The sequence below is a fragment of the Pseudomonas sp. R151218B TE3479 genome (assembly GCF_053629195.1).
In genome coordinates this window covers 3,105,251-3,126,789 of sequence record NZ_JBRJHV010000001.1, presented here as the reverse complement: position 1 = coordinate 3,126,789, position 21,539 = coordinate 3,105,251, and the positions used below count along the sequence as shown (strand labels likewise).

Annotated in this window: 17 protein-coding genes; 12 read left to right on the top strand and 5 right to left on the bottom strand. The window is 62.0% G+C overall.

What is annotated here, in order from left to right; translation table 11 throughout:
* The first annotated feature begins 201 nt into the window (after window positions 1-201).
* A complete protein-coding gene (locus tag AB7M32_RS13890) occupies window positions 202-2,130 on the top strand; it encodes a transglycosylase SLT domain-containing protein (protein WP_454250224.1) in 1,929 nt (642 codons plus the stop codon).
* A 156-nt stretch (window positions 2,131-2,286) separates the two neighbouring features.
* On the opposite strand, the gene AB7M32_RS13885 is transcribed toward AB7M32_RS13890, so the two are convergent.
* A complete protein-coding gene (locus AB7M32_RS13885) occupies window positions 2,287-4,059 on the bottom strand; it encodes an ABC transporter transmembrane domain-containing protein (protein ID WP_454250223.1) in 1,773 nt (590 codons plus the stop codon).
* A gap of 258 nt (window positions 4,060-4,317) precedes the next feature.
* On the opposite strand from AB7M32_RS13885, the gene AB7M32_RS13880 reads away from it, so the two are divergent.
* Window positions 4,318-4,497, top strand: a complete 180-nt coding sequence (locus AB7M32_RS13880; RefSeq protein ID WP_003199629.1) for a PA1571 family protein — start codon at window positions 4,318-4,320, stop codon at window positions 4,495-4,497.
* A gap of 228 nt (window positions 4,498-4,725) precedes the next feature.
* On the opposite strand, the gene pdxB is transcribed toward AB7M32_RS13880, so the two are convergent.
* Window positions 4,726-5,868 carry a 4-phosphoerythronate dehydrogenase PdxB gene (pdxB, locus tag AB7M32_RS13875; RefSeq protein ID WP_454250222.1) on the bottom strand — a complete coding sequence of 381 codons (1,143 nt, stop codon included), beginning with the start codon at window positions 5,866-5,868 and terminating at the stop codon, window positions 4,726-4,728.
* 287 nt (window positions 5,869-6,155) lie between these two features.
* Between pdxB and AB7M32_RS13870 the strand changes: the two genes are divergently transcribed.
* Window positions 6,156-7,559, top strand: a complete 1,404-nt coding sequence (locus AB7M32_RS13870) for an MATE family efflux transporter (protein WP_454250221.1) — start codon at window positions 6,156-6,158, stop codon at window positions 7,557-7,559.
* On the opposite strand, the gene tusA is transcribed toward AB7M32_RS13870, so the two are convergent.
* Together tusA and rlmM are read right to left on the bottom strand one after the other, a co-directional pair.
* Entirely contained in the window at window positions 7,556-7,807 is a 252-nt protein-coding gene (tusA, locus tag AB7M32_RS13865) for a sulfurtransferase TusA (RefSeq protein WP_109751569.1), read from the bottom strand. The two genes, AB7M32_RS13870 and tusA, sit on opposite strands and share 4 nt — an antisense overlap.
* Window positions 7,808-7,994: 187 nt before the next feature.
* Window positions 7,995-9,068, bottom strand: coding sequence for a 23S rRNA (cytidine(2498)-2'-O)-methyltransferase RlmM (gene rlmM / locus AB7M32_RS13860; RefSeq protein ID WP_454250220.1), 1,074 nt, complete (start codon window positions 9,066-9,068; stop codon window positions 7,995-7,997).
* A gap of 173 nt (window positions 9,069-9,241) precedes the next feature.
* Here rlmM and acnA point away from each other — a divergent pair, with 173 nt between their 5' ends.
* From acnA to AB7M32_RS13845, 3 genes are all read left to right on the top strand, one after another.
* A complete protein-coding gene (gene acnA / locus AB7M32_RS13855; RefSeq protein ID WP_454250219.1) occupies window positions 9,242-11,983 on the top strand; it encodes an aconitate hydratase AcnA in 2,742 nt (913 codons plus the stop codon).
* Between the two features lie 434 nt (window positions 11,984-12,417).
* Window positions 12,418-13,206: a CPBP family intramembrane glutamic endopeptidase gene (locus AB7M32_RS13850; protein WP_454250218.1), complete on the top strand. Its 789-nt coding sequence runs from the start codon at window positions 12,418-12,420 to the stop codon at window positions 13,204-13,206.
* Window positions 13,207-13,284: 78 nt separating this feature from the next.
* Entirely contained in the window at window positions 13,285-14,850 is a 1,566-nt protein-coding gene (locus AB7M32_RS13845; protein WP_454250217.1) for a methyl-accepting chemotaxis protein, read from the top strand.
* A 168-nt stretch (window positions 14,851-15,018) separates the two neighbouring features.
* Here AB7M32_RS13845 and AB7M32_RS13840 read toward each other — a convergent pair whose 3' ends face one another.
* Window positions 15,019-15,711 carry an alpha/beta family hydrolase gene (locus tag AB7M32_RS13840; protein ID WP_454250216.1) on the bottom strand — a complete coding sequence of 231 codons (693 nt, stop codon included), beginning with the start codon at window positions 15,709-15,711 and terminating at the stop codon, window positions 15,019-15,021.
* Between the two features lie 96 nt (window positions 15,712-15,807).
* Between AB7M32_RS13840 and ccoN (AB7M32_RS13835) the strand changes: the two genes are divergently transcribed.
* From ccoN (AB7M32_RS13835) to ccoO (AB7M32_RS13810), 6 genes are all read left to right on the top strand, one after another.
* Window positions 15,808-17,232, top strand: a complete 1,425-nt coding sequence (gene ccoN, locus AB7M32_RS13835; RefSeq protein WP_003199614.1) for a cytochrome-c oxidase, cbb3-type subunit I — start codon at window positions 15,808-15,810, stop codon at window positions 17,230-17,232.
* Between the two features lie 10 nt (window positions 17,233-17,242).
* Window positions 17,243-17,851: a cytochrome-c oxidase, cbb3-type subunit II gene (gene ccoO, locus AB7M32_RS13830; protein WP_053120686.1), complete on the top strand. Its 609-nt coding sequence runs from the start codon at window positions 17,243-17,245 to the stop codon at window positions 17,849-17,851.
* 5 nt (window positions 17,852-17,856) lie between these two features.
* Window positions 17,857-18,057: a cbb3-type cytochrome oxidase subunit 3 gene (locus AB7M32_RS13825; protein WP_060743060.1), complete on the top strand. Its 201-nt coding sequence runs from the start codon at window positions 17,857-17,859 to the stop codon at window positions 18,055-18,057.
* Window positions 18,054-19,007 (top strand): cytochrome-c oxidase, cbb3-type subunit III, encoded by a 954-nt coding sequence (gene ccoP, locus AB7M32_RS13820; RefSeq protein ID WP_072407853.1) that lies wholly within the window; start codon window positions 18,054-18,056, stop codon window positions 19,005-19,007. The genes AB7M32_RS13825 and ccoP overlap by 4 nt, the downstream gene beginning before the upstream one ends.
* 481 nt (window positions 19,008-19,488) lie before the next feature.
* Window positions 19,489-20,931: a cytochrome-c oxidase, cbb3-type subunit I gene (gene ccoN / locus AB7M32_RS13815; RefSeq protein ID WP_413794773.1), complete on the top strand. Its 1,443-nt coding sequence runs from the start codon at window positions 19,489-19,491 to the stop codon at window positions 20,929-20,931.
* On the top strand, window positions 20,931-21,539 hold the full coding sequence (ccoO, locus tag AB7M32_RS13810; protein WP_072407855.1) for a cytochrome-c oxidase, cbb3-type subunit II: 609 nt from the start codon (window positions 20,931-20,933) through the stop codon (window positions 21,537-21,539). The genes ccoN (AB7M32_RS13815) and ccoO (AB7M32_RS13810) overlap by 1 nt, the downstream gene beginning before the upstream one ends.

Below are 21,539 nucleotides of genomic sequence, written 5' to 3'. Positions count from 1 at the left end.
AAACCGGGCGCGCATTCTACCTGAGATGAGGCCTCAAGGGTCCGCCAATTTCGCCACTGAAGCACTCTGCATAACAAATGTTGCGAACTTGCACCGACGGCCCCGCAAAGCTTTCGCCGGCTGCTGGCAAAAGGCTAAGCTACAGACAGTTACCCTGGGTTAACCCTTGGGCTTGTCATGTTTTTTCTGCCCGGACGTCTCATGCGCAGTCGCCTTTTCAGTGTTTTATCGTGTCTTTTTGTATGTGCCACTGCCGTTCAATCCGCTCAGGCGGTGGATATCTCCACTCAGCGCCAATACTACGACGAGGCCAAGCGTGCCTTGGCCAAGGGTGATTCCGGTCCCTACTTTCGCTACAGCCAGGCCCTGCGGGATTATCCACTGGAGCCGTACCTGGCCTACGACGAATTGACCGCTCGCCTCAAGAGCGCCAGCAACGCCGAAATCGAGAAATTCCTCGCCGAGCACGGTGACCTGCCCCAGGCCAACTGGATGAAGCTGCGCTGGCTGCGTTGGCTGACCGAGCGCGGCGACTGGGAGACCTTCGTCAAGTATTACGACCCCAAGCTCAACTTCACCGAGCTGGATTGTCTTAACGCTCAGTACCAACTCAGCCATGGCCTGAAGGCCGAGGGCTATGCCAACACCGAAAAGCTGTGGCTCACCGGCAAGTCCCAGCCTCAGGCGTGCGATACGTTATTCGGCCTGTGGGCATCCCAGGGCCAGTTGACCGAGCAGAAGCGCTGGGAGCGCGCCAAGCTGGCCGCCCAGGCGCGCAACTACCCACTGGCCAACAGCCTGGTCAGCGGCCTGACCACCCTCGCTCCCCGTGGCAACTTGTTGGTGGACGTAGCGCAAAAGCCCGAGTTGCTCAACCAGCCCTCGCGCTTCGTCCCAGCCGATGAACCGATGTCCGATATTGTCAGCCTCGGCCTGCGTCGCCTGGCCCGTCAGGACCCGGAAAAAGCCATGGCGCTGCTGGATGGCTACGCCAGCACCATGCATTTTTCCCGGGATGAAAAAGTCGCGATCGCCCGAGAAATCGGCCTGACCCTGGCCAAGCGCTTCGACAGCCGCGCCCTGGACGTGATGACGAAATACGACCCGGAGTTGCGCGACGACACGGTTTCGGAATGGCGCTTGCGCCTGCTGTTGCGCCTCGCTCGTTGGGACGATGCCTATCAGTTGACCCGCCGCCTGCCCGAGTCGCTGGCCAGCACCAACCGCTGGCGGTACTGGCAAGCCCGCACGCTGGAACTGGCGCAGCCGCAGAACCCGGAAGCCCTGACGCTCTACAAGCACCTGGCCCGTGAGCGGGACTTCTATGGCTTCTTGGCCGCCGACCGATCCCAGTCTCCCTATTCGCTCGTCAACAAGCCGCTGGTGATGAGCCAGGCGCTGATCAACAAGGTGCGCAATACGCCTGGCGTGCGTCGGGCGCTGGAATTCCATGCCCGTGGGGACATCGTCGACGGACGCCGCGAGTGGTATCACGTCAGCCGTCATTTCAACCGGGACGAAATGGTCGCCCAGGCGAAACTGGCTTACGACCTGAAATGGTATTTCCCGGCCATTCGCACCATCAGCCAGGCCAAGTACTGGGACGACCTGGACATCCGTTTCCCGATGGCCCATCGCGAGACCCTGGTGCGCGAAGCCAAGATCCGCGGCTTGCATCCAAGTTGGGCGTTCGCCATCACCCGCCAGGAAAGTGCGTTCATGGATGATGCCCGCTCCAGCGTCGGCGCCGCCGGCCTGATGCAACTGATGCCTGGCACCGCCAAGGAAACCGCGCGCAAGTTCAGCATTCCCCTGGCCTCGCCACAACAAGTGTTGAACCCGGACAAGAACATCCAGTTGGGTGCGGCCTACCTGAGCCAGGTTCACAGCCAGTTCAACGGCAACCGCGTCCTGGCCTCGGCGGCCTACAACGCCGGCCCCGGTCGCGTGCGCCAATGGCTGCGCGGGGCCGATCACTTGAGCTTCGACGTCTGGGTCGAGAGCATCCCTTTCGACGAAACCCGCCAATACGTGCAGAACGTGTTGTCTTATTCAGTGATCTACGGGCAGAAACTCAACTCGCCGCAACCGCTGGTGGACTGGCATGAGCGGTATTTCGATGATCAGTGATTAACACCCCCACAAAGCCCTCTTCTTTGTGGGAGCGAGCTTGCTCGCGATGGCGTCGGCACCTGCAACATGAATGCAAGCTGACTCACCGCTATCGCGAGCAAGCTCGCTCCCACAGGGCCTGTGTCAAACACAACATCCCCTGTGGACGTGGTATCAGTCGGTTGCCGGCTCCAATCCCACATTGAACTGCAACGCCGCCAACCGCGCATATAGCGCATTGCTGGCGACCAGCTCCTGGTGAGTGCCCACGGCAACCACCTTGCCCTGGTCCATCACCGCAATCCGGTCGGCGTTTTTCACCGTGGCCAGGCGGTGGGCGATCACCAGCGTCGTGCGGTTTTTCATCAGGCTGGGCAAGGCTTGCTGGATCAGGTGTTCGCTTTGCGCATCGAGGGCGCTGGTGGCTTCGTCCAACAGCAGGATCGGGGCATCCACGAGCAACGCTCGAGCGATGGCCAGGCGTTGGCGCTGGCCGCCGGATAACCCGAGGCCGCCGTCGCCCAGGTGAGTCTGGTAGCCGTCGGGCATTTTTTCGATGAAGTCGTGGGCGTGGGCGATCTGCGCGGCCTCGCGCACCTGCTCCGACGTCGCCTGCGGGTTGCCATAGCGGATGTTCTCTTCGACCGTGCCGAAAAACAGCGCCGGACTTTGTGAAACCAGGGCGAAATGCCGGCGCAGGTCCAGCGGATCGAGTCGAGTCAACGGCACATCGTCGATCAGGATCTGCCCTTGCACAGGATCATAGAAACGCAGCAGCAAATCGTAGACCGTCGACTTGCCCGCGCCGGAAGGCCCGACCAGGGCCAGGGTCTCACCGGCCTTGATACTCAGGTCGAGGCCGTCGACCGCATAGCTGTCCGGCCGGGACGGATAGGAAAAACGCACGCCTTCGAGACGCAGATCGCCGCGGACCCGCGCCGGCAAGGTCACAAGACCCGAAGCCGGCGGCTGGATGATGTTTTCCGAACGCAGCAGCTCGGCAATGCGCTCTGCCGCACCGGCCGCCCGCTGCAACTCGCCAATCACTTCGCTCAGGGTCCCGAAGGCACTGCCGACGATCAGGCTGTAGAACACGAACGCCGCCAGCTCGCCACCGGAAATCCGCCCGGCGATCACATCCATGCCACCGACCCAGAGCATCACCCCCACCGCCCCCAGCACCAGCACGATCACCAGGGTGATCAACCACGCCCGCTGGACAATGCGCTTGCGAGCGGTGTCGAAGGCCTGCTCCACCGTCACGGAAAAACGTTGTTCGTCCTGGACCTGATGGTTGTAGGCCTGCACGGTCTTGATCTGGCCGAGGGTTTCGGAGACGTAGCTGCCGACGTCGGCAACGCGGTCCTGGCTCTGGCGCGACAAGCTGCGCACTCGACGCCCGAAGAGCAGGATCGGCACCAATACCAGCGGCAGGGCAATCACCACGATGCTGGTCAGCTTGGGATTGGTGATGAACAGCAGCACGATGCCGCCCACCACCATCAAGACATTGCGCAAAAACAACGACAGCGACGAACCGATCACCGATTGCAGCAAGGTCGTATCAGTGGTCAGCCGTGACTGGATTTCCGAACTGCGGTTGTTTTCGTAGAAACCCGGGTGCAAGTACACCAGATGGTTGAACACCTGCCGTCGGATATCCGCCACCACCCGCTCACCGATCCAGGACACCAGGTAAAAACGCGAAAACGTACCGATCGCCAACCCCACCACCAGCACCATGAACAAGCCGATGGATTGATTGAGCAGGTGCGGCGAGCGAGTCATGAAGCCCTGGTCCACCAGCAAGCGGATGCCTTGGCCCATGGACAAGGTAATGCCGGCGGTGACAATCAACGCCAGCAAAGCGCCGGCGACCTGTTTGCGATAAGGGGCGATGAAGCCGCTGGCCAGGCGTATGGCACGGCGATGTCGGGAAGAAAGCATCAAAGGCGTCCGATAATGCAGCAGGAAAAAGGCCAGCTCGCGACGCCGAAACGCAGCGGAACCAAGTTGAATCGCAATGAGTCAGGTTAAATATGACCACTATGACTAGCAGCTAGATGTTATCGGTCTAAAGTCTGGCTGGAAACGCAACTGTGTTTCTGATTGAGTGGAGGTGTCGCCATGAACCTACAAGGAGTGTCATGGCTCGGTCACCTGGCGACATTAAAGTAGACATACAACCTGATGAGGAGACAGGCCATGTCCTTGCAACACAGCAGCGACGACAAGATTCAAGTAATCCGCACGCAACCGGACCAGTCTCTGGGCTGCTCGTTCATCGATGCCCAAGGGCGCGAAGTACCGATCACCGAAGACATGATCCAGAAAGCCTGCAGCGAGCTGGAAAAACGACTGGTCAAGCCTGCCGAACAAAAGTGATACAGCCCGTCTTCAATTGGACCCGACGTTGATGTCGGGTTTTTTATGCCTGAAAGAACAAGGCTGCCATTGATCTCTGGCTTGGCACTCACTTGTGGCGAGGGGATTTATCCCCGCTGGGCTGCGCAGCAGCCCCATTGGTTCAAACTGACACACCGCAATCTTCAGATTTCGGGGCCGCTTCGCGCCCCAGCGGGGATAAATCCCCTCGCCACAAAACGACGGCGTCTAGACGAGAGTGGCGCCCAACGCCGTGACAATCTGTTGCAAGGCCGCCGACTGCCCGTCGATACGCACCTTCAAACTGTCGATTTCCCGGCGTGGCGGATAATGCTTGCGCAAGGCATCGAACGCGCGGCGTTGCTCGTCCACGGTGCCCACCAGGCTGCGGCGAAAATCCGCGTCGTCACGACGGGGGTCGTACACACTCCGGCACAGCGCCGCCAAGGCCCAGGCCGGGTCGGTTTCGGCATCCAGGGTGATGCCACCCAGCCAGGGCCGGGGCAACAGGTCGCTGAGGCTGACTTCAACCGGTCGCTCCAGGAACGCGCACAAGGCCTGGTAGATCTGGGCTGTGCCACGCTGCCGGCCATCGAGGCTGTAACCGGCAATGTGCGGGGTGGCGATCACGCACAAATCGGCCAGGTCCACATCCACGGTGGGCTCATGCTCCCAGACATCCAGCACCGCTTGCAGGTCTTCACGCTCCAGCAACACCTCGCGCAACGCGGCGTTATCGATGACCGGGCCTCGAGCCGCATTGATCAGCCAGGTCCCGGGCTTGAGCTGGTTCAGGCGCGCTTCGTCGAACAGGTGCCAGGTCGGTTGCTCGCCGTCGCGGGTCAACGGGGTGTGCAGGCTGATCACATCGCACTGCTCGATGATCTGCTCCAGGCTCACATAGTCGCCGCCCTCGGCGGCCTGACGCGGCGGATCGCAGACCTTCACGGCCCAGCCCAGCCCCTTGAGCACCTCGATCAACCGCCCGCCCACCTGGCCTGCGCCGACCACGCCGAAGGTCCGCTGCTCCAGCGCCGCACCTTCGATTTCTGCCAGGGTCATCAGACTGCCCAGCACGTAGTCCACCACGCCACGGGCATTGCAGCCGGGTGCGCTGGCCCAGCGGATCCCCGCCTCGGCAAGATAATCCAGGTCCAGGTGGTCGGTGCCGATGGTGCAAGTGCCGACGAAGCGGACCTTGCTGCCTTCCAGCAGGGCCCGATTGACCTGGCTGACCGAACGTACCAGCAGTACATCGGCGTGCTCGACCATCGTCCGGTCGATGCCCCGGCCCGGTACCCGGCGAATTTCGCCGAAGCCTTGGAAAAACGCATCAAGCAGGGGGATGTTTTCGTCGGCGACGATCAGCATGGCAGAGCTCCTTTGGCGGGGTAGGCAGTGTAGGCGTTCCAGTGGGTCTACGCATTACCAGGAGCGAATGATGTTGTGGCGAGGGGATTTATCCCCGTTGGGTGCGCCAGCACCCCCTATGATTATTGCGACTGCTGCGCAGTCGAACGGGGATAAATCCCCTCGCCACAACAGCATTCACGAGCTGAGTGAACGATTACAAATCCACAACACAGGTTTTTTCCTGACCACTGCGTCAAGGCGTAGAATTCTCCGCCTTGCGCTTAACCCTTTCGGACGTTTGCTCTGTGAATCCTGTCATCGACACCTCCACTCCCCTCTCCCGCCCGGCCCGGGTGCGCCTGGAATTCAAGACGTTGCTGGCCCTGGCCTTGCCGATCATGGTGGCGCAACTGGCGACCACCGCCATGGGCTTTGTCGATGCGGTGATGGCCGGTCGGGTCGGTCCACGGGACCTGGCGGCCGTGGCCCTGGGCAACTCGATCTGGGTGCCGGTGTTCCTGTTGATGACTGGCACCCTGCTGGCGACTACCCCGAAAGTTGCCCAGCGCTTCGGGGCCGGTACGTTCGACGAGATCGGGCCGCTGGTGCGTCAGGCATTGTGGCTGGCGCTGGTGGTGGGGTTGATCGCGACACTGGCGCTGTTCAGCGCCGAACCGATCCTGCACATCATGAAAGTCGATCCCGAATTGATCGGTCCGTGCATGGAATACCTGCGGGGCATTGGCACGGGCCTGCCGGCCGTGGCGCTGTATCACGTGCTGCGTTGCTTCAGCGATGGCCTGGGTCGTACGCGACCGGCCATGGTGCTGGGCTTGTGCGGATTGGCGCTGAACATTCCACTCAATTACATCTTTATCTATGGGCACCTGGGCGTGCCCGCCATGGGCGGCGTCGGTTGCGGCTGGGCCACGGCCATCGTGATGTGGGTCATGGCCCTGGGCATGGCCGGTTGGGCACGGTGGGCACCGGCCTATCAGTCGAGCCGGTTGTTCAGCCGCTTCGACTGGCCGCAATGGGCGGTCATCAAGCGCCTGCTGGGCATCGGCTTGCCGATCGGCATTGCGGTGTTCGCCGAGTCGAGTATTTTCGCGGTGATCGCCCTGCTGATCGGCAGCCTCGGCGCCACCGTGGTGGCCGGGCACCAGATCGCGCTGAACTTCAGTTCCCTGGTGTTCATGATCCCCTACTCCCTGGGCATGGCCGTCACGGTGCGGGTCGGCCAGGCCCTGGGGCGGCGGCAGCCTCGCGAAGCGCGCTTCGCCGCCGGGGTGGGCATGGGCACCGCACTGGCCTACGCTTGCCTCTCGGCTAGCCTGATGTTCGCGCTGCGCGGGCCAATCGCGGCGATCTATACCGCCGACCCGGTGGTGATCGAGGTGGCATCGATGCTGATCGTCTACGCGGCGCTGTTTCAGTTTTCCGATGCGATCCAGGTTACGGCGGCAGGCGCATTGCGCGGCTACCAGGACACCCGGGTGACGATGATCCTGACCCTGTTCGCCTATTGGGGCATCGGCCTGCCGGTGGGTTACGCCCTGGGCCTGACCGACTGGCTCGGCGCGGCCAGCGGCCCGAGCGGCTTGTGGCAAGGCCTGATCGTGGGCTTGAGCTGCGCGGCACTGATGCTGTCGATCCGTCTGGCCCGCAGCGCGCGAAAGCAGATCCGCATCAGCCGCTCGACGGGTTAAGCGAGTTTCTTGCGGATCCAGTAGAGGTAGGTGCCCGCCTCTTCCTGCTGGGCCACCAGTTCGTGATCCAGGAACACGCAAAACTTGGGGATGTCGCGGCGGGTCGAAGGGTCGGTGGCGATGACTTTCAGCAGGCCACCGGGAGCCAGGTCGCGGATGTGCTGGTGCAGCATCATCACCGGTTCCGGGCAATTGAGGCCGGTGGCATCCAGCGTGCCGTCGACCGGCGTGTTGTTCATTTCACTCATGTTCTACTCCTGAAACTGGCCGGCATTGTCGCGCAATGTCGGCGCTCGGTCACCCCTGGCTTCGCACTGCCTCCTGTGGGAGCGAGCTTGCTCGCGATAGCGGTGGGTCAGCTTGCATCCATGTTGAATGTACCGACGTCATCGCGAGCAAGCTCGCTCCCACAGAGAACTCCATCAACTCCGAGGGCTAGCGGGACTTCGGCTTTTTCGTGTCCAACCGCCGCAGATGGCAGGTCACTTCCTCACGGTCGTGGTACAGCTGCTTGCAACCGATCTCGACCTTGATGCCCCGGGCCTTGAAACCGTCGGCGATGCGTTCGAGCAGGCGCTTGACCTCGGCATAACGCTGTTTCATCGGCAACTTGAGGTTGACCACGGCCTCGCGGCAATGGCCCTCGCCAATCCACTCTTCCAGCATCGCCGCGTTGCGCGCGGGCTTTTCGACAATGTCGCAGACCATCCAGTCCACCGGCTGCTTGGGCTTGAACGTGAAACCATCCGCCATCAGGTGCTGCACCAGGCCAGTGTCCATCAGGCTTTCGGCCATCGGGCCGTTGTCGATAGCCGTCACCAGCATGCCACGGTTGACCAGTTGCCAGGTCCAGCCGCCTGGCGCGGCGCCGAGGTCCACGCCAGTCATGTCACTGTGCAGGCGCTCGTCCCACTGGTCCCGGGGGATGAAATGGTGCCAGGCCTCTTCGAGCTTGAGTGTGGAGCGACTCGGCGCTTCCCGGGGGAACTTCAGGCGCGGGATGCCCATCGGCCACATCGCCGAATTATCCGCGTCCGCCAGGCCCAGGAACACTTCACGGCCACTCTTGAACGTCAACAGCAGGCGCGGCTTGTGCGGGTCGTCCACCAGCTTGCCGGCCCCGCTCAGCGCTTTGCGCAACGGGCCTTCGAATTTCTTGCAGAAGTTCGACAGCTCCTTGCCGTCATTGGTGTCGACCACTTCCAGCCACAGGCTGCCGCAGGTCGGGAACGCCGACATCTGAGCCAGGATGACGCTGATACGGTCGGTTTCCGGCAATTCAATGAACGAGCCCCGCGCCCACTGGCGCGGAAAAATCAGCTCGGCAAAACGCTGCCCGCGCATCAGCCGCTCGGCACCGTCCTCTTCAGTACAGACAAATTCGGCGCAGGCGCTGGCCGGTTTGGCCTTGGCGTAGCCGGCCACATTGAGCCGGGCCGCGTGCTCGGCGATCTCGGAACAGACCTCGCCTTCGAAGCCTGGCCGGCAGTGCATAAAAAGCGTGTTCATTGAAACTCCGTAGCAAAGCCTGTCACGAAAACCGCCGCATGATAGCGGAGTTCGGAACCGCGAACCTTGCTATAGAGTCCAGTGATTAGTCATACGCTCAAAACAGGGCTAGGTTAAAGGCTCTGTCCGTCCCCCTCCGTCCGTAGCCGTGCGGACTCAAAGGAGTGATTTCAATGCCGTCCCTCGATAGCCTGAAAACCCTTAAAACACTGCAAGTCGACGCCAGGACCTACCATTACTTCAGCCTGCCGGATGCCGCCCGAAGCCTGGGTGACCTGGACAAGCTGCCCATGTCCTTGAAGGTGCTGCTGGAAAACCTGTTGCGCTGGGAAGATGAAAAAACCGTCACCGGCGCCGACCTCAAGGCCCTGGCCGGGTGGCTCAAGGAGCGCCGCTCCGACCGCGAGATTCAATACCGCCCGGCACGGGTGCTGATGCAGGACTTCACCGGTGTCCCCGCCGTGGTCGATCTGGCCGCCATGCGCGCCGCCGTGGAAAAGGCCGGCGGCGATCCCCAACGGATCAACCCGTTGTCACCGGTGGACCTGGTGATCGACCACTCGGTGATGGTGGACAAGTTCGCCAGCAGCCAGGCGTTCGAGCAGAACGTCGACATCGAAATGCAGCGCAACGGCGAACGCTACGCCTTCCTGCGTTGGGGCCAGAGCGCCTTCGACAACTTCAGCGTGGTGCCGCCAGGCACCGGTATCTGCCACCAGGTCAACCTGGAATACCTGGGCCGCACCGTGTGGACCAAAGAAGAAGACGGCCGCACCTACGCCTTCCCCGATACCCTGGTGGGCACCGACTCCCACACCACCATGATCAACGGCCTCGGCGTATTGGGCTGGGGCGTTGGCGGGATCGAGGCGGAAGCGGCCATGCTCGGCCAGCCAGTGTCGATGCTGATTCCCGAGGTCATCGGTTTCAAACTCATTGGCAAACTGCGCGAAGGCATCACCGCCACCGACCTGGTGCTGACCGTCACGCAGATGCTGCGCAAGAAAGGTGTGGTGGGCAAATTCGTCGAGTTCTATGGCGACGGTCTGGCCGACCTGCCCCTGGCCGACCGCGCCACCATCGCCAACATGGCCCCGGAATACGGCGCCACCTGCGGTTTCTTCCCGGTGGACGAGGTGACCCTGGACTACTTGCGCCTGTCCGGGCGTCCAGCCGAAACCGTGAAGCTGGTGGAAGCCTATTGCAAGGCTCAGGGCCTGTGGCGCCTGCCCGGCCAGGAACCGGTGTTTACCGACACCCTGGAGCTGGACATGGGCAGCGTCGAGGCCAGTCTCGCCGGGCCCAAACGCCCTCAGGACCGGGTTTCGCTGCCGAATGTCGGCCAGGCTTTCAGCGACTTCCTGGGATTGCAGGTCAAACCCACCAGTAAAGAAGAAGGCCGTCTGGAAAGTGAAGGCGGCGGTGGCGTCGCGGTGGGCAATGCCGACCAGGTGGGCGAAGCCGAGTACGAATTCGAAGGCCACACCCATCGTCTGAAAAACGGCGCGGTGGTGATTGCCGCCATTACCTCGTGCACCAACACCTCCAACCCCAGCGTGATGATGGCCGCCGGGCTGCTGGCGAAAAAAGCCGTGGAAAAAGGCCTGGTCCGTAAGCCTTGGGTCAAGAGTTCCCTGGCGCCGGGCTCCAAGGTGGTCACCGATTACTACAACGCGGCCGGCCTGACCGAGTACCTGGATAAACTCGGTTTCGACTTGGTGGGCTATGGTTGCACGACCTGTATCGGCAACTCCGGGCCGTTGCCGGACCCCATCGAAAAAGCCATCCAGAAAGCCGACCTGACCGTGGCCTCGGTATTGTCGGGCAACCGCAACTTCGAAGGCCGGGTGCATCCACTGGTGAAAACCAACTGGTTGGCCTCGCCGCCCCTGGTGGTCGCCTATGCCCTGGCCGGCACGGTGCGCATCGACATCAGCAGCGAGCCGCTGGGCAACGACCGGGACGGCAAGCCGGTGTACCTGCGGGACATCTGGCCCAGCAGCCAGGAAGTGGCCGCCGCCGTGGCCCAGGTCAATACCAGCATGTTCCACAAGGAATACGCCGCCGTGTTTGCCGGCGACGAGCAATGGCAAGCCATCGACGTGCCGCAAGCGGCGACTTACGTCTGGCAGGATGACTCGACCTACATCCAGCACCCACCGTTCTTCGACGACATCGGCGGGCCGCCACCGGCCGTCAGGAACGTCGAGGGCGCCCGGGTCCTGGCCCTGCTGGGCGACTCGGTGACCACCGACCACATCTCCCCGGCCGGCAACATCAAGGCCGACAGCCCGGCCGGTCGCTACCTGCGCGAACAGGGCGTGGAGCCACGGGACTTCAACTCCTACGGTTCCAGGCGCGGCAACCATCAAGTCATGATGCGTGGCACCTTCGCCAATATCCGCATCCGCAACGAAATGCTCGACGGCGAAGAAGGCGGCAACACGATCTATATCCCCAGCGGCGAACGAATGCCGATCTACGATGCCGCCATGCTGTACCAGGCCACGGGCACGCCCCTGGTGGTGATCGCCGGCCAGGAGTATGGCACCGGCTCGAGCCGGGACTGGGCGGCCAAGGGCACCAACCTGCTGGGGGTCAAGGCGGTGATCGCCGAAAGCTTCGAGCGTATCCACCGTTCCAACCTGGTGGGCATGGGCGTGCTGCCGCTGCAGTTCAAGCTCGACCAGAATCGCAAGAGTCTGAACCTCACGGGCAAGGAAACCCTGGACATCCTGGGGCTTAATGACGTCGAACTGACGCCGCGCATGAACCTGCCCCTGGTCATCACCCGGGAGGATGGCAGCCAAGAGCGAATCGAAGTGTTGTGTCGGATCGATACCTTGAATGAAGTGGAGTATTTCAAGGCCGGCGGGATTCTTCACTACGTCTTGCGGCAATTGATTGCAGGCTAAAACAGTCCCTCTGTGGGAGCCGAGTTTGCTTGCGATAGCGGTGGGTCAGCCTGCACCTGTGCTGAATGTTCCGCCGTCATCGCGAGCAAGCTCGCTCCCACAGTAGATTCTGGCTGTTCACAGACGCAGCGTTCGACCCCGCCCCCCTGTGGGAGCGAGCTTGCTCGCGATAGCGATGGATCAGCCAGCATCAGTGTTGGCTGACCTGCCCCAATCGTAAGCAAGCTCGCTCCCACAGTTATTTAACAGGCGCTGTTTTTGTACGAGCCCGCCTATAATCCCTCCGCCGACACTCACGCAACCGCGTCAGCCAACTGCTTGCCCCTCCTGCGCATGAATCTGCATGGACACAAATGTGCTCTTTGCGCGACACGGTGGCGTCGAAGACCCGACAGCCGCCCTCGCCCAGAGCTTTCCCGTTAAAAGGATGTTGTATGCCCGCTTTACCCTGGCTTCACCTGGCCCTTCTTTCCACAGGCTATGGTCTGGCGCTGGTCTATGGCCATCTGGCCTGGACCGCGCTCATCTCGATCGGGCTGCTGCTGTTCGCCGGGTATGCGGTTCGCCAGCAACAAACGCCGGTTGGCCGGTTTCTCGGGCATGCCCTGTTCTTGGTCATGGCCCTGGCACTGGCCCTGCACTGGATGCCTGGCTTCTTCAACGGCCGGGCGATCGCGCCGCAACGCCTGACCAATGACGCCGTGTCGTTTGCCATGTACCTGAACCAGGACAAACCGCTGATCGGCTTCTGGCTGTTGTTGGCCTGTCCCTGGATCGTCGGCCGGCGCTCGTTGCGCCTGTCGGTCCAGGCCACGGCGATGGGCTTGGCGCTAAGTACGGTACTGGCCCTCGGCGGGGCGCTGCTACTGGGCATGATTCAGTGGGCGCCGAAATGGCCGGATCATGCGTGGCTGTGGGTGCTGAATAATCTTTTATTGGTAACGCTGGTAGAGGAAGCGCTGTTTCGTGGCTACATTCAGGGTGGCTTGAGCCGACGCTTCAAACACCTGCGCCAGGGCGATAACCTGGCGTTGCTCTTGGCTTCGTTGCTGTTCGGCCTTGTACACGCGGGCGCGGGCTGGCAATGGGTGCTGCTGTCCGGCCTGGCGGGGGTTGGCTACGGTCTCGCTTATCGATTTGGCGGCCTGGGCGCGGCGATTGCCACGCACTTCCTGCTCAACCTGCTTCATTTCGCCCTCTTTACCTACCCGATGCTGGCGTGATAGCGACAGGCAAAAATAACTTCAACTAAAACCTGACGGCGCCGACAACCTTTCAAAGCCTTGCGGATCTACACCACCATGCGTAACAACCAACCCGTCACACAACGCGAAAGGACCTTTCCGGCCCAGCAACGATTGATTTCCACTACCGACGCCAAGGGCGTCATCACCTACTGCAACGACGCATTCGTTGAAATCAGTGGGTTCTCAAAGGAAGAGCTGATCCGTTCGCCGCACAATCTCGTGCGCCATCCCGATGTGCCATCCGCCGTGTTCGCGCACATGTGGGGCACGCTGAAACAAGGCTTGCCATGGATGGGCATCGTCAAGAATCGCTGCAAGAGCGGTGACCATTACTGGGTCAACGCCTATGTCACGCCCGTGTTCGAGGGCAATCAGGTGGTCGGCTACGAGTCGGTGCGGGTCAAGCCCTCCGCCGAGCAGATCGCCCGCGCCGAAGCCCTGTATCAACGCATCAACCAGGGCAAATCCGCGGTTCCGGCCAGCGACAAATGGTTGCCGATGCTGCAGGACTGGCTGCCGTTCATCCTGGTCAGCCAACTCAGTTTCGTCGTCGGCGCGTTCCTGAACTCCCACTGGGGCTTTGCCCTGGCCGCCCTGCTGTCGGTGCCCTTGGGGCTGATGGGCCTGCAATGGCAACAACGCGGGATCAAGCGCCTGCTGCGCCTGGCCGAGCAAACCACCTCCGACCCGCTGATCGCCCGGATGTACACCGACAGCCGCGGTGTCCAGGCTCGCCTGGAAATGTCGATCCTCAGCCAGCAAGCGCGCCTGAAAACCTGCCTGACGCGCCTGCAGGACACCGCCGAGCACCTTAACGACCAGGCTCGCCAGTCCAACACGTTGGCCCATGACAGCTCCAGCGGCCTTGAGCGCCAGCGGGTGGAAACCGAACAGGTCGCCACGGCCGTCAACCAGATGGCGGCAACGACCCAGGAAGTCGCCAGTCACGTGCAGCGCACCGCCGATGCCACCCAGGAAGCCAATCGCCTGACCAGCCGCGGCCGCGACATCGCCGGGGAAACCCGCGAAGCCATCGAGCGGCTGTCGGTGGTGGTCGGCGAGACCGGCAACACCGTGACTCAGCTGGCCAAGGACAGCGACGAGATCGGTGGCGTAGTCGACGTGATCAAAGGCATCGCCGACCAGACCAACCTGCTGGCCCTCAACGCCGCCATTGAAGCGGCCCGTGCCGGTGAGATGGGCCGCGGCTTCGCCGTGGTGGCCGACGAAGTACGGCAACTGGCACAACGCACCAGCGAATCCACCGGGCAGATCCATGCCCTGATCGCCAAGCTCCAGCAAACCGCCAATAATGCCGTGCAAACCATGGAGGCCGGCCACCGCCAGGCCGAAGAAGGCGTGGCACGGGTGATGGAAGCGGACCAGGCATTGGTGGGCATCAGCGAAGCGGTGGCCCACATCACCGACATGACCACCCAGATCGCCGCTGCCACCGAGGAACAAAGCTCAGTGGCCGAGGAGATCAGCCGCAATATCAGCAACATCTCGGACCTGGCCGACCAGACCTCCGGCCAGGCCCACAGCTCGGCGCTGCTGAGCGAAGAGCTGACCCGCACGGCGAATTCGCAGTATTCGTTGGTGGAGCGGTTCAACCGCTGATGTCAGTTGGCTTGCCAAAAACCCGGACAGCGAAAGCTTCCGGTTTTTTTGTTGCCTGAGCAGCCGCTATCGCGAGCAAGCTCGCTCCCACAAGGGGATAAGGTTGTTCCTTCATGCACTCCAATTGTGGGAGCGAGCTTGCTCGCGACGAGGCCGGGACAGGCGCTATCAATCCTGAAGAAGAAACGCCGCCACCTTGCCCGCCGCCGCCTCCAGATGCTGCTCATGACTGAACCCTGAAGCCTTCAGCGGCTTGAGGTCATGATCCCCCGCCACCAGCCACGACACCTCAATGCTCGGTGACAAGGTGTAGCCCCGCACCGCCTCCCGATTGCCTAACGCATCGCGCTCGCCTTGGACGATCAAGGTCCGGGTTTTCAACCCGGCCAAATGCTCGACCCGCGGTTTCTCCGGCTTGCCTGCTGCATAGAACGGATAACCCAGGCACACCAACGCGTCACACCCCAGCTCATCGGCCAACAGGCTCGCCATCCGCCCGCCCATGGACTTGCCGCCAACGGCCAGCCGCCCAGCGACATAAGGCCGCACCGTGGCGTACACCGCACGCCAGCATTCCAACAGTTTCGGTGCCGGGTTTGGAGGGCGCTTACCCCCATCCTGGCGCCGCTGGGCCATGTAGGGAAACTCGAAGCGCAACACGTTGACGCCCCGTACGGCAAGGCGCGCGGCCATTTCCTCCATGAAGCCACTGTCCATCGGTGCACCGGCACCGTGGGCCAGGATGAGGGTCGGGGGCTCGGCAACGATACCCGGTTGCGCGACCGTCCATAGCCAACCGTGTTCGGCCACGCACCGCGCCCATTGATCCCCGTCAATACTGGCCTTGTGCTGTTTGTCCATGCTTGCCTCGCTTTTAGTCTGCCTATAACTCCAGGCGAAGAACGCCGCACTGCCTTGCGCAGGCGCTCACTTCGGCTGAACCGTGGATGGGGAACCATGAACACTTCTATCAGTACCGCCTACAACTACAAGGTGGTCCGCCAATTCGCCATTATGACGGTGGTGTGGGGCATCGTCGGCATGGGGCTCGGGGTTTTTCTCGCCGCCCAATTGGTCTGGCCGCAGCTCAACTTCGATTTGCCCTGGACCAGCTTCGGCCGCCTGCGCCCGTTGCACACCAACGCGGTGATCTTCGCCTTTGGCGGCTGCGCCCTGTTTGCCAGTTCGTTCTATTCGGTGCAGCGCACCTGCCAGACCCAGCTTTTTGCGCCGAAAATCGCCGCATTCTGCTTCTGGGGCTGGCAATTGGTGATCCTGCTGGCGGCCATCAGCCTGCCACTGGGCTACACCAGTTCCAAGGAATACGCCGAGCTGGAATGGCCGATCGACATCCTGATTACCATCGTCTGGGTCGCCTATGCCATCGTGTTCTTCGGCACCGTGGCCAAGCGCAACACCAAGCACATCTACGTCGGCAACTGGTTCTTCGGCGGGTTCATCCTGACCGTGGCGATCCTGCACATCGTCAACAACCTGGAACTGCCCGTGAGCTTCACCAAATCCTACTCGGTGTATGCCGGGGCCACGGATGCGATGGTGCAATGGTGGTACGGTCACAACGCCGTAGGCTTTTTCCTCACCGCGGGCTTTCTGGGGATGATGTACTACTTCGTACCCAAGCAAGCCGAGCGCCCGGTGTACTCCTATCGCCTGTCCATCGTGCACTTCTGGGCGTTGATCACCCTGTACATCTGGGCCGGTCCGCACCACCTGCACTACACCGCGCTGCCGGACTGGGCACAGTCCCTGGGCATGGTGATGTCGCTGATCCTCCTGGCCCCCAGTTGGGGCGGCATGATCAACGGCATGATGACCCTCTCGGGTGCCTGGCATAAGTTGCGCAGTGACCCGATCCTGCGCTTTTTGGTGGTGTCCCTGGCGTTCTACGGCATGTCGACCTTTGAAGGTCCGATGATGGCGATCAAGACCGTCAACGCCCTCTCCCACTACACCGACTGGACCATCGGCCACGTACATGCCGGTGCGCTCGGCTGGGTGGCGATGATTTCCATCGGTGCGCTGTATCACATGATCCCGAAAGTCTTCGGCCGGCCACAGATGCACAGCATCGGCCTGATCAACGCGCACTTCTGGCTCGCGACCATCGGCACGGTGCTGTACATCGCCTCGATGTGGGTCAACGGCATCGCCCAGGGCCTGATGTGGCGCGCGGTGAACGAGGACGGCACCCTCACCTACTCCTTCGTCGAAACCCTGGTGGCCAGCCACCCAGGCTTCGTCGTGCGGCTGGCGGGCGGGTCGATCTTCCTTCTCGGCATGCTGCTGATGGCCTACAACACCTGGCGCACCGTGCGGGCCTACCAGCCTGCCGAAGCCGCCGCTGCCGCGCAGATGGCCTGAGGAGTCCACCATGAAACACGAAACAATCGAAAAAAACGTCGGCCTGTTGATGCTGCTGATGGTCCTGGCCGTGAGCATTGGTGGCCTGACCCAGATCGTGCCGCTGTTCTTCCAGGACGTGACCAACAAGCCGGTGGACGGCATGAAGCCCTACACCGCCCTGCAACTGGAAGGCCGCGACATCTACATCCGTGAAGGCTGCGTCGGCTGCCACTCGCAGATGATCCGTCCGTTCCGCGCCGAGACCGAGCGCTACGGCCACTACTCCGTCGCCGGCGAAAGCGTCTGGGACCACCCATTCCTGTGGGGCTCCAAGCGTACCGGGCCGGACCTGGCACGGGTCGGCGCGCGCTACTCCGATGACTGGCACCGCGCCCACTTGTACAACCCGCGCAACGTCGTGCCTGAGTCGAAAATGCCGGCCTACCCATGGCTGGTAGCCCAGGCGGTGGACAGCAGCCACACCGAAGGCAAGCTGCGCGCCATGCGCACCCTCGGCGTGCCGTACACCGACGACGACATCGCCGGCAGCGTGGCCTCGCTCAAGGGCAAGACCGAAATGGACGCGCTGGTGGCCTACCTGCAAGTGCTCGGCACCGCCATCAAGAGCAAGAGGTGAGCCTGATGTTCTTTGAAATGAGCACTGGAATGATCCGTGGCCTGGGCACCGTCGTGGTGTTCATCGCCTTCATCGGCCTGACCCTGTGGGTATTCAGCAGCAAGCGTGGCCCGGAATTCGCCCAGGCGCGCCTGCTGCCGTTCGCCGACGAACCACCCGCCGACATCACCCCACAAGACCCTGCGACAAGGAGTACCCGGCCATGACCACCTTCTGGAGTACGTGGATCTGCGTACTGACCATCGGCAGCCTGATCGGCCTGACCTGGCTGCTGATCGGCACCCGCAAGGGCGAAACCAAGGGCAGCGTCGACCAGACCATGGGCCACAGCTTCGACGGCATCGAGGAGTACGACAACCCACTGCCGCAGTGGTGGTTCCTGCTGTTCGCCGGCACCCTGGTGTTTTCCGTCGGTTACCTGGTCCTCTATCCGGGCCTGGGCAACTGGAAAGGCATCCTGCCCGGCTACGAGAACGGCTGGACCGGCGCCCATGAATGGGAAAAGGAGATGGCCAAGGCCGACGCCAGGTTCGGGCCGATCTTCGCCAAGTTCGCCGCCATGCCCGTGGAAGAAGTGGCCAAGGACCCACAAGCCTTGAAGATGGGTGGGCGCCTGTTCGCCTCCAACTGCTCGGTCTGCCACGGCTCGGATGCCAAGGGTGCCTTCGGCTTCCCGAACCTGACTGACAGCAACTGGCGCTGGGGTGGCGCCGCCGACACCATCAAGGCGACCATCATGGGCGGCCGCATGGCGGCGATGCCGGCCTGGGGCGAAGTGCTGGGGGACGCCGGGGTCAAGAACGTGGCCGCATACGTACGCCACGACCTGGCCGGTCTGCCTTTGCCGGCAGACAGCGGTGCCGATCTGCAAGCCGGCCAACAGGCTTTCAACACCACCTGCGTGGCCTGCCACGGCGCCAACGGCCAAGGGACCGAAGCCATGGGCGCGCCAAACCTGACGCAACCGGCCGGTTTCATCTACGGCACCAGCCTGGCCCAGTTGCAGCAGACCATTCGCCATGGTCGCCAGGGCCACATGCCGGCGCAGAATGAACTGCTGGGCAATGACAAGGTGCAACTGCTCGCGGCTTACGTCTACAGCTTGTCTCAGGGCGCCCGCACCGAGCGCCTGCAAGCGGAACACAAAAGCGAATAAATCCTGACCGCACAAACAGCCGCATTCACCTGGATGCGGCTGTTTCGTGCCCCTGCGCGACGCATTGTCGCACCCTCCTATCGTCTTCCTTTCGGTTCCCCGGAATCAGGTCTAAGCTTGCCTCTGCGTGCGCTGGCGACTGCCGGTTTCAGGTCGACCCGACCCGATGCGTTCGACAATCGTTCGACAAAAAGGCCGCAAAGGCAGGTGAATACCGGCTGTTGCGACAGTTGCCTGGCATCACCCGAACGCCGTGTTCGAACACACCCCGTTACAACCGACCTGACCCCCTCGCCTCTTTCCTTCGTTGCGACATTTTGCCGAGGGTCAATTTTGTCCCTACTCGGCACATGGAAAGGCCGCAGAATCAGCTTTGGAAAGCATTGACCCAGGTCATGGCGCGTTGCAATGACCCCCCGCTTTCTCCATACTTGCGACCGATTTTTATCCTAATAAAACACCCAAACCGTGGAACCTTAGAATGAGCACAGCAATCAGTCCGACTGCTTATAACTATAAGGTAGTCCGCCAGTTCGCCATCATGACGGTGGTCTGGGGGATCCTTGGCATGGGGCTCGGTGTCTTCATCGCCTCGCAACTGGTCTGGCCGGAGTTGAACTTCGATCTGCCATGGACGACATTTGGACGCCTGCGCCCGCTGCACACCAACCTGGTGATCTTCGCCTTCGGTGGTTGTGCGTTGTTTGCCACTTCTTACTACGTCGTGCAGCGAACCTGCCAAACGCGACTGATCTCCGACAGCCTCGCCGCCTTCACCTTCTGGGGCTGGCAAGCGGTCATCGTCGGTGCGATCGTGACCTTGCCAATGGGTTTCACCACCACCAAGGAATACGCGGAGCTGGAATGGCCCCTGGCTATCCTGCTGGCCATCGTCTGGGTGACCTACGGTTTGGTGTTCTTTGGCACCATCGTCAAGCGCAAGACCAAGCACATCTACGTCGGTAACTGGTTCTACGGTGCCTTCATCGTCGTGACCGCCATGCTGCACATCGTCAACCACGCCTCCCTGCCGGTCAGCTTCTTCAAGTCGTACTCGGCCTACTCGGGCGCGACCGACGCGATGATCCAGTGGTGGTACGGTCACAACGCCGTGGGTTTCTTCCTGACCACCGGCTTTTTGGGGATGATGTACTACTTCGTGCCGAAACAGGCCGAGCGTCCGATCTATTCCTATCGCCTGTCCATCGTGCACTTCTGGGCGCTGATCACCCTGTACATCTGGGCAGGTCCGCACCACCTGCACTACACCGCACTGCCAGACTGGGCGCAGTCCCTGGGCATGGCGATGTCGATCATCCTGCTGGCGCCAAGCTGGGGCGGCATGATCAACGGCATGATGACCCTGTCGGGCGCCTGGCATAAGCTGCGCACCGACCCGATCCTGCGGTTCCTGGTGGTGTCGTTGGCGTTCTACGGCATGTCGACCTTCGAAGGCCCGATGATGGCCATCAAGACCGTCAACTCCCTGAGCCACTACACCGACTGGACCATCGGCCACGTACACGCCGGTGCGCTCGGCTGGGTGGCGATGATTTCCATCGGCGCCATCTACCACATGATCCCGAAATTGTTCGGTCGTGCGCAGATGCACAGCACCGGCCTGATCAACGCGCACTTCTGGCTCGCGACCATCGGCACCGTGCTCTACATCGCCTCGATGTGGGTCAACGGCATCACCCAAGGCCTGATGTGGCGTGCAATCAACGACGACGGCACCCTGACCTACTCGTTCGTCGAAGCCCTGCAAGCCAGCCACCCGGGCTATATCGTTCGAGCCCTGGGCGGCGCGTTCTTCGCCAGCGGCATGCTGTTCATGGCCTACAACGTGTACCGCACCGTTCGTGCCTCTGACCCGGCTGAAGCTGAAGCCGCCGCCAAGATCGCCGTAGTTGGAGCTCACTGATGAAGCACGAAGCAGTAGAGAAGAATATCGGCCTGCTGGCCTTCTTCATGGTCATCGCCGTGAGCATCGGCGGCCTGACCCAGATCGTTCCGCTGTTCTTCCAGGACGTGACCAACAAGCCGGTCGAAGGCATGAAGCCGCGTACCGCCCTTGAACTGGAAGGCCGCGACATCTACATCGCCAACGGCTGTGTCGGCTGCCACTCGCAGATGATCCGTCCGTTCCGTGCCGAGACCGAACGCTACGGCCACTATTCGGTTGCCGGTGAAAGCGTCTGGGACCACCCGTTCCTGTGGGGCTCCAAGCGGACCGGCCCGGACCTGGCCCGCGTTGGCGGCCGTTACTCCGACGACTGGCAGCGTGCGCACTTGTACAACCCGCGCAACGTTGTGCCTGAGTCGAAAATGCCGGCCTACCCGTTCCTCGTAGAAAACAAGCTCGACGGCAAAGACACCGCCAAGAAAATGGAAGTCCTGCGGGCCTTGGGCGTGCCTTACACCGACGAAGACATCGCCGGTGCCAGGGATGCCGTCAAGGGCAAGACTGAAATGGACGCGCTGGTGGCCTATCTGCAAGGCCTGGGCACCATCATCAAAAGCAAACGGTGA